Below are 17265 nucleotides of genomic sequence, written 5' to 3'. Positions count from 1 at the left end.
TCCGCTGGGCGTTGTGTCCGAAGTTGGTGATCGATACCGGACAGCCGCACACACTGATCGATGGTGGTTACGCACGGCGGCGCGCCTAATGCGAGGCGGCCGCAGCGGCACTCGACGTGCCCGCGCTGCGCGATATCGAATCGGCGGCGGCCGTGCACCGCATCGACGATGCGGTGCTGCGGCGCCGAGCGCGACATGTGGTGACCGAGAATGCCCGAGTGCTCACGATTGCCGAAAAATTGCGGAATGGCGCGGATCCGCGCGAGATCGGTCCGATCCTGACCGCGGCACACGAGTCACTGCGCGATGATTTCGAGGTTTCGACACCGGCACTGGATGCCGCGGTATCCGCCGCGCGCGACGCCGGAGCGCACGGCGCGCGCATGGTCGGCGGCGGGTTCGGCGGCAACGTGATCGCGCTGGTCGATCGGGACGACACCGCGTCGGTCGCGGACGCGGTGCGAGATCGGTTCGCGCGATCGGGTTTCGAGGCACCGCGCACCTTCGTCGTCGTGCCCGGTGCGGTGCGCACCGCATCGTTTGACCAACTGTCCAACTTTTGTGCGTGAATGTGCCGCGCGGGTACGGCACAATCACGCACAGTAGAACGCGAGACGCCCGGTTTCATCGCCTGGAGGGACGACGCTGTGCCGCTTGCCGATTCGACCGCTTTCTCATCCGCGCTCGATGCCGTCTCGGTACAAGCTGAGACGACGTTGCGCCTGGACGCGCAGCCCGTCGACTATGCGCTGGTAGCGCTGTATTTCGTCTTCGTACTCGGCATCGGTCTGCTGGCCAGGCAGCGGGTCTCGTCCAGTATCGACTTCTTCCTGTCCGGACGTTCGCTGCCCGCCTGGGTGACCGGCCTCGCCTTCATCTCCGCCAATCTCGGCGCGGTCGAGATCATGGGCATGTCGGCCAATGGCGCCGAATACGGCTTCCCCACCTTCCACTATTTCTGGATCGGCGCGGTGCCCGCCATGCTGTTCCTCGGCGTGGTGATGATGCCGTTCTACTACGGCTCCAAGGTGCGCAGTGTGCCGGAATTCATGCGGCGGCGCTTCGGCACCGGCGCCCATCTGGTGAACGCGTTGAGCTTCGCGATCGCGCAGGTGCTCATTGCCGGGGTGAATCTGTATCTGCTCGGCTCGATTCTGAATGTGCTGCTGGGCTGGCCGCTATGGGTGTCGGTGATCGTCGCCGCGGCCATCGTGCTTTCCTACATCACCCTCGGTGGATTGTCCGCGGCGATCTACAACGAGGTATTGCAGTTCTTCGTGATCGTCGCCGCGCTGCTGCCGCTGACTCTGGTCGGCCTGCACAAGGCCGGTGGCTGGGATGGGCTGCGCGACAAGGTGACCGCATCATCCGGCGGTGGCGCGCAACTGGAGTCCTGGCCGGGCAATGCGCTCAGTGGGTTCTCCGATAACTTTCTTTCGGTGGTCGGCATCGTCTTCGGGCTCGGATTCGTGCTCTCGTTCGGTTACTGGACGACCAACTTCGTCGAGGTGCAGCGCGCATTGGCGACACATTCCATTTCCGCCGCGCGACGGACGCCGATCATCGGCGCGTATCCGAAGATGTTCATTCCGTTGATCGTGGTGATTCCCGGCATGATCAGCGCGGTGCTGGTGCCGCAGATGAGCGAGTACAAGGCGGCGGTGACGGCCGATCCGAACTACTCCGGTGATGTCACCTACAACCAGGCGCTGCTGTATCTGATGAAGGACGTACTGCCGAACGGGCTGCTCGGCGTCGGGCTCGCCGGATTGCTCGCGGCTTTCATGGCGGGTATGGCGGCCAATATCTCCGCCTTCAATACGGTGTTCAGCTATGACCTGTGGCAACAGTATGTGCGGCGGGACCGGCCGGACGGGTATTACCTGACGGTCGGTCGCCTCGCGACGGTCGGCGCGACCGTAGCGGCGATCGGAACCGCTTTCATCGCAAGCAATTTCAGCAATATGATGGATTACCTGCAGACGCTGTTCAGCTTCTTCAACGCGCCGCTGTTCGCGACCTTCATTCTCGGTATGTTCTGGAAGCGGATGACCCCGACGGCGGGTTGGATGGGCTTGGTCTTCGGAACCGCCTCTGCCATCGTGATTTTCATTCTGCACAAGGCCGCTGTGTTCGAATTGTCCGGTCAGGGTTCGAGTTTCGTCGCGGCCGGTGTGGCGTTCGTGGTGGATATCGTGGTCAGCGTCGCGGTCACCCAGGTGACGCAGTCGAAACCGGATGCCGAGCTGGTCGGGCTGGTGTATTCGGAGACGCCGAAGCAACTGCGCCACGATCCGGATGAGGCGGATCTGCCCTGGTATCAACGGCCGGTGCTGCTGGCCGGGATCGCGCTGGTCCTGGTCATCGCACTGAATATCATCGTCGGATAAGGAGGCCAGTCGATGCTTTTCGATATCCGCACCATTGTCGGCGCGCTGCTCGGCAGTTACGCCGTCATCCTGGTCGTGACCGGGCTGGTGCACGACACCGGTGCCGAGGAGGCCAAGACCGGCGGGGTGAATGTGAATATCTGGGCTGGTCTCGGGATGGGGGCGGTGGCGGTCGCGTTCCTGGCTTGGGTGTTGTTGCGGCCGGTCGCGGTGCCGACCAAGGTGGACGCCGAGGCGCCCGATAAGGATGCACCGCCCGAGGCGTGACTTTCCGCTCGCGATTTCGCCGGTGTTACGGTCGGGGCATCCGAGATTCGCGAAGCGGTTGTAGGAGAGAGCATTGCGCCACGCCGACCCATTCCCACTTCAGCCGACACCGATTCACGTACCCGACGCGGTGCTCGCCGATCTGCGGCAGCGACTCGCGCTGACGCGCTGGCCCGATGATGTGGGCAACGATGACCGCTACTACGGCGTAGATCGCGGCTACCTGCAAGAACTCGTCGAGTATTGGCTGCACGAATTCGACTGGCGCAAGGCCGAAGCCACGATCAACGCCTATGAGAACTACCTCGTCGAGGTCGATGGCGTTCCGGTGCATTTCCTGCGCAAACCCGGTGTCGGGCCGAATCCGATTCCGCTGATCCTCACCCACGGCTGGCCGTGGACATTCTGGCACTGGTCCAAGGTCATCGATCCGCTCGCCGATCCGGGCGCTCATGGCGGCGATCCCGCCGATGCCTTCGATGTGATCGTGCCGTCCTTCCCCGGTTTCGGTTTCTCCGGTCCGCTGCCGAGGCATCCGGATATGAACTTCTGGAAGGTCGCCGACCTCTGGCACACCCTCATGACCGAAACCCTCGGGTACACCAGGTATGCGGCCGCAGGGTGCGATGTCGGCGCGATGGTCACCGGTCAGCTCGGCCACAAATACGCCGATGAGCTGTACGCCATCCACATCGGTTCGGGCCAGAAGCTGACATTGTTCGAGGGCGACCGAGCCTGGGACATCAGCGGCGGGCGTCCCATTCCGGACGGCCTGCCCGATGCCGTCTACGCCCGAATCATCGAGCTGGAGCATCGTTTCGGCGTCCACCTCGCGGCGCATGTCCTCGAACCGAGCACCCTGGCCTTCGGCCTGTCCGATTCACCCGCGGGGATGCTCGCCTGGATACTCCAGCGCTGGATGAAATGGAGTGACGACGGCGGCGATATCGAAACCGTCTTCACCAAGGACGATCTGCTCACCCACGCGATGATCTTCTGGGCCACCAATTCCATCGGCACCTCGATCCGCACCTACGCCAATAACAATCGCTACCCCTGGACCCCGTCGCACGACCGCCACCCCGTCATCGAGGCCCCCACCGGGATCACCTTCGTCGGCTACGAGAATCCACCCGGCGTCAGCACCGCCGACCGCGTCGAGCACTTCCGCACCAGCGATCGCGGCCCCTGGTACAACCACGTCAACCTGACCGCCCACGACCAGGGCGGCCACTTCATCCCATGGGAGATCCCGGACCTCTGGACCGAGGACCTGCGCCGCACCTTCCGCGGCCGCCGCTAGTGCCGCCTTCGGCAGGTCGCCGAACGTAGTGATATGGCGGTCGAATGCGGCGCGGGCGACCACCATTCGACTACGCTCGACGGGAACCCGCGCCCGAGCAGCGGGCGGCGCTAGCTCGGTTCGGGGGCTTGCAAGGCCGGGAACCAGATGTCGGTGAGGACTTCGGCGGCCTGGTCGGCGGAGACATCGATGGTGCCCTGCATGGCCCAGCGGGTGAAGAAGCGTTCCAGTTGGGCGACAAGGAGTTCCACGCGTAGGCGGGCCTCGTCTCGGCGGTTTTCGGGCCACCGCGCCAGGTAGGAGGTCATGGCATTGGGCAGGGCCAGGATGCCGCGGCGGGCGATTTCGCGGAATTCCGGCTCCAGCGCGGTGGCCTCGTCCCAGGCGGGCAGAAGGTCCTTGTATTCATGGAACCAGGCGATGGCGCGGGTCACCCAGTCCACGAATTCCGCGCGGGAGCCGGAGTCGAGCACCCGATCCAGATCCTCGTAGAAGTGCAGTGCGGTCGGCGCGGTGCTCTGCTCGGCAATGGCGCGCAGGAGCTCGAGCTTGCCACTGAAGTGCAGGTAGAAGGTGGCGCGGCTGCAGCCGACGGCGGCGGCGATGTCGTCGACCCGCACCGCCGCATAACCGCGTTCGGTGAACAGCGCCTTGGCGCCGTCCATCAGTTTGGCGCGGGTCTGCAGCTTCTGTTCGTCGCGCAGGCTCAGTCCGGGCGGGTTCGACTTGGTCGGCATAGTAGACATCATGTCATTCACTAGACACCGCGTCTAGCCAGTGCTAATTTGTTGCCTACGTCACTCCACGCGTCGCAGGCGGCGCGGGATGGTTCGCCGCACCGGATCCGGTGCCGCCCACGTGACGGCAATCCTTCGGACGAGGACTACGGAATTGACTCACAGCAATCTGCCCCGGGTATGCGTCATCGGCGCGGGCCCCTCCGGAATCACCGCCGCAAAACGCCTGCAGGACTTCGATATTCCCTTCGAGGTCTTCGAGGCGAGCGATGAGGTCGGCGGCAATTGGTATTTCAAGAATCCCAATGGCATGTCGGCCTGCTACCAGTCGCTGCATATCGACACCAGCAAGTTCCGGCTCGCCTTCGAGGACTATCCGGCGCCCGCGGAATGGCCCGACTTCCCGCACCATTCGCAGCTGTTCCAGTACTTCAAGGATTACGTCGACCATTTCGGTTTCCGCGACAAGATCCTGTTCAATACCAAGGTCACCGCGGCCGAGCGGCAGGACGACGGCAGCTGGCTGGTCACCGCGAGCGATGGCCGCACCCGGGCCTACGACGCGCTGATCGTCTGCAACGGCCACCACTGGGATCCGCGCGTACCGGACTATCCGGGCGAATTCGATGGTGTGCTGATGCACAGTCATGCCTACAACGATCCGTTCGATCCGGTGGATATGCGCGGTAAGAAGATCGTGGTGGTCGGCATGGGCAACTCCGGCCTGGATATCGCCTCGGAACTGTCGCAGCGCTTCGTCGCCGAGAAGCTCACCGTTTCCGCGCGACGCGGGGTCTGGGTGCTGCCGAAGTATGTGAACGGCAAGGTCGGCGACAAACAGAGTGTGCCGCCGTGGATTCCGCGCAAGGTCAGCCTCAAGCTCAAGCAGCGCTTCGTGCGCAAGTTCCGCGGCGATATGGAGTTCTACGGGCTGCCGAAACCGGATCACAAACCGTTCGAGGCGCATCCGTCGGCGAGTGAGGAGTTCCTGCATCGCGCGGGCTGCGGCGATATCGCCTTCAAACCGGCCATTTCGGCGCTGGAGGGGCCACGGGTGCGCTTCGCCGACGGCAGCACCGAGGAGGTGGACGTCATCGTCTGTGCCACCGGCTATCACATCAGCTTCCCGTTCTTCTCCGATCCGCAGCTGGTGCCGGACGAGCAGAACCGCATCCCGCTGTTCAAGCAGATGATGAAGCCGGGTGTGGACAATCTGTTCTATCTCGGTCTGGCCCAACCGCTGCCGACACTGGTGAATTTCGCCGAACAGCAGAGCAAGTTGGTCGCGGCATATCTGATGGGCAAGTACCTGCCGCCGTCGGAGGAGCAGATGAATGCCGAGATCGCGGCGGCCGAACAGCGCCGCACCGGACGGTATTACAACTCGCCACGGCACACGATCCAGGTCGAGTTCGAGCCCTATGTGCGCGATATGAACCGGGAAATGGCAAGGGGCGCGAAGCGAGCCGCCGCCGCCGGCAATGCCTTGCCGGTCCCCGCCAGAGCGCTCGAGAATGCGTGAGGGTCACCCGATGACGACCTCAGGCTTCTGTGCGGATGAATTCGCCGGTGTGCGAACGGAATTGGCGAACCAGCTCGCCACGGGCGAGGAACTCGGTGCATCGATCTGCGTGACCGTCGACGGCGAACCGGTCGTCGATATCTGGGGCGGGCACCGCGATCTCGAGCGGACCGAGCCGTGGACCGAGGACACCCTGGTCAATGTCTTCTCCATCAGCAAGACCATGACCGCGCTATCGGCGCTGCTGCTGGTGGACCGGGGTGAGCTGGATGTGCAGCAGAAGGTCGCGCACTACTGGCCGGAATTCGCCGCCAATGGCAAGGGCGATATCGAGATTCGCCATCTGCTCGGCCACACCTCCGGTGTCTCGGGTTGGGAGCGGCCGATCGAGCTGGCCGATATCTACGACACCGAGGCGGCGAGCGCGCGGCTGGCGACCCAGCCGCCGTGGTGGGAGCCGGGCACGGCGTCGGGCTATCACGCGCTGAACTACGGACATCTGGTCGGCGAGGTGATCCGTCGAATTACCGGCCGCACCCTTGGCCAGTTCTTCGCCGAGGAGCTCGCCGGACCGCTGAATGCCGATTTCCATATCGGCACCGCCCCCGAGAATCACCACCGCATCGCACCGCTCGTCCCGCCGCCGCTGCTGGAATTCGATATGGCCGCACTCGATCAGGACAGCATCCTGGTCAAGACGCTGACCAGTCCCCTGCTCGATATTCCGGAGGCCAATAGCGCCGCGTGGCGGGCGGCCGAGATCGGTGCGGTGAACGGGCACGGCAATGCGCATTCGGTGGCGGCGGTGCAGTCGCTGGTCGCCTGCGGTGGTGAGCTGCGTGGGCGAAGGTTGTTGTCGGAGAAGACAATCGATTTGATCTTCGAACAGCAGTCCGACGGTGCGGATCTGGCGCTGCTGCTGCCGCTGCGCTTCGGCCTCGGTTACGGGTTGCCCCAGTCGCAGACCGCGCCGGAGGTTCCCGACGGGAAAGTCTGCTGGTGGGCCGGATTCGGTGGCGCCATCGTGGTCAACGATCTCGATCATCGCGTCACCTTCGCCTACACCATGAACAAGATGGCGCCGGGACTCATCGGCTCCGATCGCGCGAACGCCTATCTGCGCGCGGTGTTTTCGGTGGTGCGCTCATGATGCGCGCATTGCAGCTCACCGAACCGGGCGTACTCGAACTGCGTAAGGTCGCGGTGCCCGCGATCGGTCCGACTGATCTGCTGCTGCGCGTCGGTGCGGCGGGTATCTGTCATTCCGATCTGCATGTGCTGCATATTCCATTCAAGCTGCGCGAGGAGCCGCTGACGCTCGGGCACGAGGTGGCGGGCACCATCGAGGCGGTCGGCAGTGATGTCGACGCTCGGGTGGTCGGTGAGCGCGGCATCGTCTATCTGTGCTGGTCGTGCGGCGTCTGCCGAGAGTGTGTGCGCGGCAATGAGAATGTGTGCGTTGCCGCCGGTCGCACCGCCATGCCGCCGTGTCCCGGACTCGGTCCGGACGGTGGGATGGCGGAGTACATCCGCATCCCCGCAAACTCTTTCGTGCCCATTGGTGAGCTGGAATTTCTGCAGGCCGCGCCGCTGGCCGATGCGGCGCTGTCCAGCTATCACGCCATCAACGGCGCGCGGGAACACTTGTATCCCGGGTCGGTCGCGGTGGTCATCGGCATCGGCGGACTCGGCCATGTGGCGGTGCAGATCCTTACCGCGACCAGCGCGACCCATGTGATCGCCATCGACGTGAGCGAGGACAAACTCGCCCTGGCCGCGCGCTGCGGTGCCGCCGAGCGCCTGCTCTCCGGTGCCGACACCGCACGCGAAATCCTGGACCGCACCGATGGCCGTGGTGCCGACGCCGTTTTCGACTTCGTCGGTGTCGATGCGACCGCCCGGCTGGCGGTGGAATCGGTTGCCCCCAATGGCGCGTATCGCATGATCGGGCTCGGCGGTGGCGCACCGGAAATCACGGCCGGACCGGCGGGCGGTCCGGGCTGGCCGTGGGGCGCTTCGATCCGAAAGTCCTACGGCGGCACCAAATCCGACCTGATCAACTCCGTTGCCCTGGCCCAGTCGGGTCGGCTGACCGTCGAAACCGAACGCTTCGACCTGGCGGACGGCCGCCCAGCCCTCGACCGACTGGAACGCGGGCTCATTACCGGCCGCGCCGTCCTGGTGCCCTGAACTCGTAAGGAATTTAACACTATGACAAAGCCTTTCGACCCACAGGCATTGGCCGCACAGGCGGTTGCACGACTGACCGGTCCCGGCGGGCAGTTCGAGATGACGGTCGAAGATGTGCTCGGCGCACCTATTCCGGTGGTCAAGGACCGGGTCCGCTCCTTGCGCGAAGTGCTCGTGGCGTCGGTCGCCCTTGGTGATCGCGACTACCTGGTCACCGAGGACCGGCGGATGTCCTATGCCGAGCATGCGGCCGCCGTCGGCGCGCTGGGTCGTGCGTTGCGGGACCGGTACGGCGTCGAAAAGGGCGACCGGATCGGCATTCTCGCGGCCAATACTCCCGAATGGGTGGTGGCGTTCTGGGCGGCACAGACGCTCGGTGCGATCGCGGTCGGCTACAACGCCTGGTGGATGCCGCGCGAAATCGCCTACGGCCTGGAGCACACCGGTCCGAAGGTCCTGATCGTCGATGCGAAACGCGCCGGTCAGGTGGCGGGGCTGGATATTCAGGTTCCGGTGCTCACTATGGAGCACGACCTGCCCGCGCTGATCGCCGAATTCGGCGACGGCGAGCTACCGAACACCGCAGTAGACGAGGACGATCCCGCGGTCATTCTCTACACCAGCGGCACCAGCGGCCGCCCCAAGGGCGCGGTGCATTCGCAGCGAAACCTGGTGGCGGTGATCGACTATCACCGTTTCAACGACGCGCTCGCCGCCACCTTCCAGGGTGGCGTCGACGACGGCAGTCCGAAGGGCCGCCGCTTCCTGCTCACCTCCCCGCTGTTCCACATCGCCAGCCTGCACAACCTGGTGCTGCCGCGCATGGCGACCGGCGATACCGCCGTCATCTACCAGGGCGCGTTCGATGCCGACCGGATACTGCGGCTGATCGAACGGGAACGGATCACCAACTGGGGTGCGATGCCGACCATGGCCAGTCGCCTGCTCGAAGTGGATCTGTCCAAGTACGACGTGACCTCGCTGGCCGCCTTCTCGCTCAATTCGGCGCCGTCCTCGGCGGCACTGCAACAGCAACTGCGCGAACAACTTCCGGTTGCCAAGACGGCTCTGGTGACCAGCTACGGCATGACCGAGTGCAGTACCGCGGCAACCATTGCCGCACCGGCCGAACTCGCCGCCTTTCCGGATACCGTCGGCCGTCCCGTCATCGGGGTCGACCTGCAGATCCGCGACGGGCTCGGCGAACCCGTCGGCGAGGGCGTCGAGGGCGAGATCTGGGTGCGCAGCCCGTATGTCATGCTCGGCTACTGGGCGGACGAGGCCGCGACCGCCGCGGCCATCACGCCCGAGCGCTGGTTGCGCACCGGCGATATCGGTGTCCTCGAACAGGGCCGACTCCGATTGTCGGGCAGGCGTTCGGATCTCATCCTGCGCGGTGGCGAGAATGTCTACCCGACCGAGGTCGAACAGTGCCTGGACGAACATCCCGCGGTACGCGAATCCGCCGTCGTCGGGGTGCCCGATGCCGATCTGGGCCAAGTGGTCGCGGCACTGGTTGTCGTCGAGAATGCCGCCGCCACAACAGAACAGGAGCTGGCGGAATTCGCGAAGCAGCGCATCGCCTACTACAAGGTGCCCGCACGGTGGCGGATCACCACGACTCCCCTGACCCGCAATGCGACCGGCAAGGTCGTGCGCGCCGGGATCGCCGAAACCCTGTCCGACACCCGCTCGGAGTGAAGTGATGTACGACACGATCATCAAAGGCGGACGGTGGTTCGACGGCACCGGCTCGTCATCGGCCATCCGCACACTCGGTATCCGGGACGGCAGGATCGCTGTCATCTCCGCCGAACCGCTCGACGATACCGACTGCCCGCACGTCATCGATGCCGCCGGGAAATGGGTGATTCCCGGCATGATCGATATCCACACCCACTACGACGTCGAGGTGCTGCAGAGCCCGGCGCTGGCCGAATCCATCCGGCACGGCATTACCACCGTGCTGCTCGGGTCGTGCTCGTTGTCGACGGTGCATGTCGATGCCTCCGATGCCGGTGATCTGTTCGGCCGGGTGGAAGCCATTCCACGCAAACATGTGCTCGCGGCAATGACCGAAATCAAGTCATGGACCTCGGCGCACGAATATGTCGAGGCGCTGGAGGCACTGCCACTCGGACCGAATCTGGCCGCCTTCATCGGACATTCCGATATCCGGGCCGCCGAGATGGGATTGGATCGAGCCACCCGCAAGGAGATTCGGCCGACCGAGGCCGAATTGGCCGCCATGGCGGCGAAACTCGATGAGGCATTGGATGCGGGCTTCGTCGGCATGTCCTCGCAACAGCTGCTATTCGACAAGCTCGACGGTGAGATCTGCCGATCACGCACCCTGCCCTCGACCTACGCGACCGCCCGGGAACGCCGCAGGCTCAATGCGATCCTGCGGCGTCGCGGCCGGGCGCTGCAAGGCGGCCCGGATGTGGCCCGGCCGCAGAGTCTGGTCGCGATGGCGGCGAGCAGCCTCGGCATCTTCCGCAAACCGCTCAAGGTCAGCCTGCTGTCGGCCGCCGATATCAAGGCCATTCCCGCGGTCGCCCAGATCTTTCCGTTGATCGCGCGGGTGCTGAATCGGCTGGGCGGCGATTTCCGCTGGCAGCATCTGCCGGTGCCGTTCGAGGTCTACTCCGACGGTATCGATCTGCCGGTATTCGAGGAATTCGGCTCGGGCGCAGCGGCGTTGCATCTGTCCAACCAGTTGGAGCAGCGCCGGGAGCTACTGCGCGACGAAGGGTATCGACGTCGGTTCCGTAAGGATTACGACAAGAAGTTCGGGCCGCGGGTATGGCATCGCGACTTCTTCGACGCCGAAATCGTGGAATGTCCGGACGCTTCGGTGATCGGCAAGACCTTCGGTCAGGTCGGGCAGGATCGCGGTGGCCTGCATCCGGTGGACGCGTTCCTGGATCTGGTCGTCGAATACGGTGGCAAAGTTCGTTGGCGCACAACCATTTCCAATCACCGGTCACAGGTGCGCGATAAATTCGCCGCCGATCCCGGTGTGCAGCTCGGCTTCTCGGATGCGGGCGCGCATCTGCGGAATATGGCCTTCTACAACTTCGGGCTGCGGTTCCTGCGCCGGGTCTACGACGCCGAGCGCGCGGGGCACCCGTTCCTGTCACTCGACCGCGCGGTGCATCGCATCACCGGTGAACTCGCCGACTGGTACGGCATCGACGCGGGCCACCTGCGTCACGGCGACCGCGCCGATCTGGTCGTCATCGATCCCGCGCATCTGGACCAGACCGTCGAGGCGTACGCCGAAGCCCCGATCGCCGTCTTCGACAATCTGTCGCGCATGGTCAATCGCAATGACGCCACGGTGGTCGCGGTGCTCGTCGGCGGGGAGTACGTCTTCGGCGCGGGCGTGGCGGCACCGGTCCTGGGCACCCGCCGCACCGGACGCTTCCTCCGGGCGGGCACCTGACCTCGCCCGACCCGCCGCTGGGCAATTCGCTTCGCGCCGGACGCCAGTCCGGACCGGCCTGGGTCGACGCCAGACTCCCGCTGGCGTCGGTGGCCCGCGGGTTGGCGCTGCCGGATGCGATCATCTCCCGGATCGTCGCCGATCAGCTCGGCGAGAGCGGGCGCAAGCTGCACCACTCATCGCGGCGCACTGGGGCGACAAGGGCCCGGTCGCAGGCGCTGCATGGCCTGGTGCAGGACTTCCCGACCTTTGCCGAGCTCGATGTTTTCACCCCGGCCCCGGATTCCCGCCGATCTGCACCATATGGGGCGAGCAGAATCGCATCCTGTCGGCCCGGGCTGGCGCCAGACTCGACGAGACACTGCATCCGCACACTCGAATTCAGCTCACGGAATGCGGCCACCTGCCTATGGTGGAGGATTCAGAGACCGTAACGAACATCATCACCACCTTTCTGTCCAGTACGGAGGTACGGCCGTTCGGCGCGACAGAACACCCGGTCAAACCCAGATTCGGGTGTTGATCTTGTTGTTTGACAGCGCCGAACGCGGTTACCCGAACCTCAGCCATCGAGGAAAGGGACGTCATGTTGCTACGCCGATTTGCCCGACCACTGCTGGCGACCGCGTTCGTCGCCGACGGGGTCGACGCGCTGGTCCACCCAGAGCCGCGCACCCAAGCGGCAGCGGCCCTGGTCCAGCAGGGTCAGCAGTCGCTGCCCGACAATATCGCCGCGAAATTGCCAGCCGATCCGGGGACGGTCGTGCGAATCAATGCGATCACCCAGGTCTCGGCGGGTGTACTACTTGCCCTCGGTAAGTTTCCGCGCCTGGCCTCGCTCACCTTGGCCGCGACGGTGATTCCCGCGACGATCACCGAACAGGATTTCTGGGCGGAGAAGGATCCGGAACGCAAGGCGGCCAAGCGCAATGCCTTCCTCAAGGATGTGAGTCTGCTCGGCGGCCTGATGATCGCCAGCGCGGATACCGAGGGCAGGCCGTCGCTCGGCTGGCGTGGTCGACGCGCCGCGAGCAATGCCACGGCGGCGGTTTCGGCCGCATTGCCGTTCACCGCAACGGATTCGGCGACCGGCGAGTCACTGCGACGGCATGCGGTCGATGCCGCCGTGCGGGCCCGCGAACTCGGCGATGTCGCGGCGACGCGGGTCGCGACGGTCGCGCAGGAGCGCGGCTCCGATATCGCGGATTCGGTCAAGGAGCACGGGCCGGAATGGGCCGAGTTGGCCAAGGAACGCAGTGCGAAGTTGGCCGAGAAGGCCGCTGAACTCGCCGAGCTCGCCAAGGAGCGCGGGCCCGAACTCGCCGCGACGGCGCGTGAGCGCGGTGCGCATCTGGCCGAAATGGCTCAGCATCGTGGGGCCGAACTCGCCGAGCTCGCCAGGGAACGCGGACCGGAACTCGCCTCGACCGCACGCGAACGCGGCGCCGAACTCTCGGAGAAGACGCAGAAGCGCAGTGCGCGCTTGGCGGAGAAGGCCCAGCACCGCGGCATCGAGCTCGCCGAGCTCGCCAAGGAACGCGGACCCGAACTCGCCTCGACCGCACGCAAACGCGGCGCCGAACTCTCCGGGAAGGCACAGAAGCGCGGTGCGCGCTTGTCCGAGAAGGCCGAGCGGCGTGCCAAGAAGGCGCAGCCGCGGGTCGACCGAGCGCTGCGCAAGCTCGATAAAGCTCAGGAGCGGGCGGCTCTCGCACAGGAACGGATCGCGAAGGCACGTGCCCGCGTGGAGGCGCGACTGGGCTGAATTCACGCGGACCCTACACCGGGGCAACGAATCCCGGTGTAGGGTCCGCGAGCGCCGCGGCCAAGGAGCCTACGCGGCGGAAGTTGGTGGCGAGTCCGGTGATCTCGATGGCGCGATCGACACAGCGCACCGTGGTGATCAAAACCATTCGGCGGTTGGCCTTTTCGGCCGCCGCCTGCGCCTCGACCAGGATCGTCAGCCCGGCGGCGGCGAAGAAGGTGACCGGTGACAGGTCGACGACCATGATCGAGCCCTGAGAACCGAAGGCGCGCAATAGCTTGTCCCGTAGTCGCGGCGCGGTCGCCACATCGATCTCGCCCGCGACGACCACCAGCGTGACATCACCACGCGGATGGCTCACCGTGAATTGGACGATCCGCGCTCCGGGCACGGTCGAAATATCGAGGCGCTCGCCGTGTTCGGTCTCGTCACGGTCAGCGGGTCTACCTGCCGGATAAGCGAAATGCGTGGACATGCGCTGGCTCCTGCGGTCCGGTCGGACCTGTCTCACCAGTCAAGCAGGGTCGTCCGGGTCTGTACAGGGATCCTGCGCGCCACCCGGTAACGGATGCGAAAAATTTTTCGGGAACCAGGGCGTGGCGCCGTACGACTAAGTGTTCATGCAGCATACAGCGGTGCGGATGCGCCCTACCGAAACCGGCGATCGCATCGAAAGACCGAAACCGCCATTGAAATGTGCCGCTGCGCTGGCCTTGGCCGTCGGCATCCTCGCCGTCGCCGGATGTTCGACCACGGTCACCGAATCCGCATCCACCGCGACCGCCGCCGCGACCGAGGGCGTCACGAAATATCCCGTCACCGTGGAGAACTGCGGTAAGAGCTATACCTTCACCGAGCCACCGAAGCGGGTCGTGGTGATGAACGGCGGTTCCATCGGCGAGATTTCGTCGCTGGTCGCGCTCGGCGTCGCGGACCGCGTCATCGCCAATGCCCAGTCCTACGGCTCCTCCGATGTGTCCGGCCGCGCCGATGCCATCGCGGCCCTGCCGACCGGCGGCATCATCCCGAACAACCTGCAGGACATCCCCCGCGAGGCCATGCTCGCTCAGCATCCCGACCTCGTCATCTCCACCGGAGGCGGCGGCTTCTCCGCCGATCAGGGTTTCGCCACGCGCGCAGAGTTGGCCAGTGCGGGAGCCAATACCTATGTGCCCCGCTCTAATTGCGGTATGAACGGTGCTGTCACGGGCACGCCGACCATCGAGGACAGCTACGCCATGCTGCGTGATTTCGGCATCATCTTCGATGTGCCCGGCCGCGCCGAACAGCTCATCGCGGACACGGAGCGCAAGATCGCCGAGACATCCGCGCGGGTGGCGGGACAGCCCAGGAAGAATGTGCTGCTGATCTTCCCGGATATGGGCATGGGTGATGGGGGCGACTTCTCGGCCATTGCGGCAGGCGGTATTTGGAACGACATTATCGAGCAGGCCGGTGCGCTGAATCCGTTCAACCGGACGGACGGAACCACTTTCGCGACGATCAGCAAGGAACAGCTGGCCGTCACCCCGATCGATGGACTCATTGTGGTCAACTACCGCAATTCCGATATCGATGGCGCGGCCAAGCGGATCCTCGAGCAATTTCCGCAGTGGAACGCGAGCAAGAGCACCAAATACACGGTGCTCTCGGATTCGATCTACCTCGGGCCGAGCAATGACATCGCGGTGGAGAAGATCGCCAGACTCGTCCACCCCGAACAGTTCTCATGACCAACACGCTCCGACGACAGCGGTTGCTGGCGACGACGCCGCTGCCGGTCGCGATTGCCGTCGCACTGGCAATTCTGTTGATGGTCATGCTGGTATCCATCGGCGCAGGGTCGGCAACGGTCTCGATTGCCGATACCTGCCGAGTCATCATCGCCCACTTGTCCAGTGGAACATCGGATGTCGGATTCACGGTCGACCAGATCGTCTGGAACTATCGCCTCCCTCGGGTCATCCTTGCCGCGCTCTGCGGCTGTGGCTTGGCGATCTCGGGCGTGATTCTGCAAGCGCTGGTGAACAATCCGCTCGCCGACCCCTATGTGCTCGGCTTGTCCTCCGGTGCATCGCTCGGCGCGATGACCGTCATCGTCACCGCGGGTGCGGCACTCGGCGGTATCGGCGTATCGGCCGCGGCCTTCATCGGCGCAATCGGCACCGCCGCAGTGGTTTTCGCACTGGGACAGCGACGCGGCACCTTGGCTCCGACCCGACTGGTGCTAGCCGGTGTCGCCGTCGGATATCTCCTACTGGCGGCGACGAACTATCTCCAGTTGCGCGCCACTCCGAATGAGCTTCGTGCGGTGATGTTCTGGACCATGGGCAGTGTCTCGGGCGCGAGCTGGTCCCGCCTCGGACCGGTGACGCTGGTGGTCCTCGTGGTCGTGACCGTCGTGCTGGCTTTCGGCCGTCGCCTCAATGTGCTCGGCACGGGTGACGAACAGGCGACCGCGCTCGGTGTCGATGTCCGCAGCACCCGGATCACCCTGCTGGTGCTGGCCTCCCTGCTGACCGGCGTGCTGATCGCGGTGGCGGGCGGAATCGGATTCGTGGGCTTGATGATTCCGCATCTGATACGGCTGGCATTCGGTATGGACCACCGCCGGGTGCTACCGCTGGCGGCACTGCTCGGCGCGGCATACCTGGTCCTGGTCGACCTGCTGTCGCGAACCATCGACGCCCCCAACGAACTCCCACTCGGCATCTTCACCGCCGCATTCGGCGCGCCGTTCTTCCTTTGGCTGCTCCGCCGCGAGGGAGGTCCCGCATGACCGGGCAACCCGCCCGCAGCACCGGATGCCCGGTCGAGTCACCGGGTGGCCGGATCGCCGAGTTGACGGTGGAAGGGGTATCGATCGCGTTCGGGGGCGCGCAGGTGTTGAATGCGGTGACGCTGCATGCGCCGCCGGGGTCGGTCGTCGGCGTGGTGGGGCCGAACGGGAGCGGTAAGACGACGCTGTTGCGCACCATCTATCGCTCGCTGCGACCGGAGCAGGGCACGGTGCTGATCGATGACACCGATATCAGTGCGATGTCGGTACGCGCGGCGGCACGTACCACAGCTGCGGTGCTGCAAAACGGTTCGGGTGCACCGGAATTGACAGTCGCCGAGCTGATCGGCCTTGGCCGCAATCCGCATCACGCCCTGTTCAGCCGGGACACCGCGGCCGATCATGCGGCGGTCGCGGATGCCATGGCGCGCACCGGTGTCACCGACTACGCCGAACGTCCGATCGGCTCGCTATCGGGTGGCGAGCGTCAGCGGGTGCTGCTGGCCAGGGCGCTCGCACAGCAACCGCGCCTGCTCGTCCTGGACGAACTGACCAACCATCTCGACGTGCGCGCCCGATTCGAACTGCTCGATCTGGTCCGCTCGACCGGTATCACCACGCTGGCCGTGCTGCACGAGTTGGATCTGGCGGTGCGCTGCTGTGATCAGCTGGTCGTCCTCGAGCACGGCAAGGTCGTCGCGGCGGGTGCGGTGCTCGAGGTCATGACGCCCGAGCTGTTGCGCGATGTCTTCGGTGTCAATGCCACTGCCGAACAGCACGACGATGGCGTCGTCCGGTTGCGTTATGCCGCATCGCCTTTGGCGGCTCGGTAATCCGTCGCATCGGCGCTCCGAATTCGTTGCT

General features: G+C 65.1%; 15 protein-coding genes. 13 read left to right on the top strand and 2 right to left on the bottom strand.

Annotated features, from left to right (window positions below):
* Positions 1 to 116 precede the first annotated feature (116 nt).
* The 4 genes from ACQP1T_RS08690 to ACQP1T_RS08675 all read left to right on the top strand — a co-directional run bounded on the left by ACQP1T_RS08690 (position 117) and on the right by ACQP1T_RS08675 (position 3960).
* On the top strand, positions 117 to 569 hold the full coding sequence (locus ACQP1T_RS08690) for a hypothetical protein (protein WP_433759424.1): 453 nt from the start codon (positions 117 to 119) through the stop codon (positions 567 to 569).
* A gap of 147 nt (positions 570 to 716) precedes the next feature.
* On the top strand, positions 717 to 2390 hold the full coding sequence (locus tag ACQP1T_RS08685) for a sodium:solute symporter family protein (protein WP_433762101.1): 1674 nt from the start codon (positions 717 to 719) through the stop codon (positions 2388 to 2390).
* Between the two features lie 12 nt (positions 2391 to 2402).
* Positions 2403 to 2657 (top strand): hypothetical protein, encoded by a 255-nt coding sequence (locus tag ACQP1T_RS08680; protein WP_062984571.1) that lies wholly within the window; start codon positions 2403 to 2405, stop codon positions 2655 to 2657.
* Between the two features lie 73 nt (positions 2658 to 2730).
* The gene (locus ACQP1T_RS08675) at positions 2731 to 3960 is read left to right on the top strand and encodes an epoxide hydrolase family protein (RefSeq protein WP_433759423.1); all 1230 of its coding nucleotides are present in this window, start codon (positions 2731 to 2733) and stop codon (positions 3958 to 3960) included.
* A 110-nt stretch (positions 3961 to 4070) separates the two neighbouring features.
* Here ACQP1T_RS08675 and ACQP1T_RS08670 read toward each other — a convergent pair whose 3' ends face one another.
* Positions 4071 to 4697, bottom strand: a complete 627-nt coding sequence (locus tag ACQP1T_RS08670) for a TetR/AcrR family transcriptional regulator (protein WP_433759422.1) — start codon at positions 4695 to 4697, stop codon at positions 4071 to 4073.
* Positions 4698 to 4851: 154 nt separating this feature from the next.
* Here ACQP1T_RS08670 and ACQP1T_RS08665 point away from each other — a divergent pair, with 154 nt between their 5' ends.
* The 6 genes from ACQP1T_RS08665 (at position 4852) to ACQP1T_RS08640 (ending at position 13622) form a co-directional block, all read left to right on the top strand.
* A complete protein-coding gene (locus ACQP1T_RS08665) occupies positions 4852 to 6219 on the top strand; it encodes a flavin-containing monooxygenase (RefSeq protein ID WP_433759421.1) in 1368 nt (455 codons plus the stop codon).
* A gap of 10 nt (positions 6220 to 6229) precedes the next feature.
* Positions 6230 to 7369: a serine hydrolase domain-containing protein gene (locus tag ACQP1T_RS08660; RefSeq protein ID WP_433759420.1), complete on the top strand. Its 1140-nt coding sequence runs from the start codon at positions 6230 to 6232 to the stop codon at positions 7367 to 7369.
* Positions 7369 to 8409 (top strand): NAD(P)-dependent alcohol dehydrogenase, encoded by a 1041-nt coding sequence (locus tag ACQP1T_RS08655; protein WP_433762099.1) that lies wholly within the window; start codon positions 7369 to 7371, stop codon positions 8407 to 8409. Before ACQP1T_RS08660 ends, ACQP1T_RS08655 begins: the two co-directional genes overlap by 1 nt.
* A gap of 21 nt (positions 8410 to 8430) precedes the next feature.
* Entirely contained in the window at positions 8431 to 10110 is a 1680-nt protein-coding gene (locus ACQP1T_RS08650) for a class I adenylate-forming enzyme family protein (protein WP_433759419.1), read from the top strand.
* 4 nt (positions 10111 to 10114) lie between these two features.
* Positions 10115 to 11857, top strand: coding sequence for an N-acyl-D-amino-acid deacylase family protein (locus tag ACQP1T_RS08645; RefSeq protein WP_433759418.1), 1743 nt, complete (start codon positions 10115 to 10117; stop codon positions 11855 to 11857).
* 586 nt (positions 11858 to 12443) lie between these two features.
* Positions 12444 to 13622: a DoxX family membrane protein gene (locus tag ACQP1T_RS08640; protein ID WP_433759417.1), complete on the top strand. Its 1179-nt coding sequence runs from the start codon at positions 12444 to 12446 to the stop codon at positions 13620 to 13622.
* Between the two features lie 13 nt (positions 13623 to 13635).
* On the opposite strand, the gene ACQP1T_RS08635 is transcribed toward ACQP1T_RS08640, so the two are convergent.
* Positions 13636 to 14097: an STAS domain-containing protein gene (locus tag ACQP1T_RS08635; RefSeq protein WP_433759416.1), complete on the bottom strand. Its 462-nt coding sequence runs from the start codon at positions 14095 to 14097 to the stop codon at positions 13636 to 13638.
* A 166-nt stretch (positions 14098 to 14263) separates the two neighbouring features.
* Here ACQP1T_RS08635 and ACQP1T_RS08630 point away from each other — a divergent pair, with 166 nt between their 5' ends.
* Genes ACQP1T_RS08630 through ACQP1T_RS08620 form a run of 3 tightly spaced genes read left to right on the top strand, consistent with a single transcriptional unit; the run spans position 14264 to position 17234 of the window.
* Entirely contained in the window at positions 14264 to 15355 is a 1092-nt protein-coding gene (locus ACQP1T_RS08630; protein WP_433762097.1) for an ABC transporter substrate-binding protein, read from the top strand.
* Complete coding sequence (locus tag ACQP1T_RS08625) at positions 15352 to 16401, top strand: FecCD family ABC transporter permease (protein WP_433759415.1); 1050 nt, start codon at positions 15352 to 15354, stop codon at positions 16399 to 16401. The genes ACQP1T_RS08630 and ACQP1T_RS08625 overlap by 4 nt, the downstream gene beginning before the upstream one ends.
* Positions 16398 to 17234 (top strand): ABC transporter ATP-binding protein, encoded by an 837-nt coding sequence (locus ACQP1T_RS08620; protein ID WP_433759414.1) that lies wholly within the window; start codon positions 16398 to 16400, stop codon positions 17232 to 17234. Before ACQP1T_RS08625 ends, ACQP1T_RS08620 begins: the two co-directional genes overlap by 4 nt.
* Positions 17235 to 17265 lie beyond the last annotated feature (31 nt).

Origin of the sequence: Nocardia sp. CA-135398, assembly GCF_050955845.1 — a bacterium.
Classification (GTDB): domain Bacteria; phylum Actinomycetota; class Actinomycetes; order Mycobacteriales; family Mycobacteriaceae; genus Nocardia.
Note: the sequence above shows the minus strand (reverse complement) of the source record. Positions and strands in the feature narration are given on the sequence as shown.

What these genes read in the sequence shown, in the direction of transcription:
- ACQP1T_RS08635 (WP_433759416.1), bottom strand. Translation starts at nt 14,097, where the DNA reads ATGTCCACGCATTTCGCTTATCCGGCAGGTAGACCCGCTGACCGTGAC.
- ACQP1T_RS08680 (WP_062984571.1), top strand. Translation starts at nt 2,403, where the DNA reads ATGCTTTTCGATATCCGCACCATTGTCGGCGCGCTGCTCGGCAGTTAC.
- ACQP1T_RS08655 (WP_433762099.1), top strand. Translation starts at nt 7,369, where the DNA reads ATGCGCGCATTGCAGCTCACCGAACCGGGCGTACTCGAACTGCGTAAG.
- ACQP1T_RS08660 (WP_433759420.1), top strand. Translation starts at nt 6,230, where the DNA reads ATGACGACCTCAGGCTTCTGTGCGGATGAATTCGCCGGTGTGCGAACG.
- ACQP1T_RS08670 (WP_433759422.1), bottom strand. Translation starts at nt 4,697, where the DNA reads ATGCCGACCAAGTCGAACCCGCCCGGACTGAGCCTGCGCGACGAACAG.
- ACQP1T_RS08645 (WP_433759418.1), top strand. Translation starts at nt 10,115, where the DNA reads ATGTACGACACGATCATCAAAGGCGGACGGTGGTTCGACGGCACCGGC.
- ACQP1T_RS08640 (WP_433759417.1), top strand. Translation starts at nt 12,444, where the DNA reads ATGTTGCTACGCCGATTTGCCCGACCACTGCTGGCGACCGCGTTCGTC.
- ACQP1T_RS08620 (WP_433759414.1), top strand. Translation starts at nt 16,398, where the DNA reads ATGACCGGGCAACCCGCCCGCAGCACCGGATGCCCGGTCGAGTCACCG.
- ACQP1T_RS08650 (WP_433759419.1), top strand. Translation starts at nt 8,431, where the DNA reads ATGACAAAGCCTTTCGACCCACAGGCATTGGCCGCACAGGCGGTTGCA.
- ACQP1T_RS08630 (WP_433762097.1), top strand. Translation starts at nt 14,264, where the DNA reads ATGCGCCCTACCGAAACCGGCGATCGCATCGAAAGACCGAAACCGCCA.
- ACQP1T_RS08625 (WP_433759415.1), top strand. Translation starts at nt 15,352, where the DNA reads ATGACCAACACGCTCCGACGACAGCGGTTGCTGGCGACGACGCCGCTG.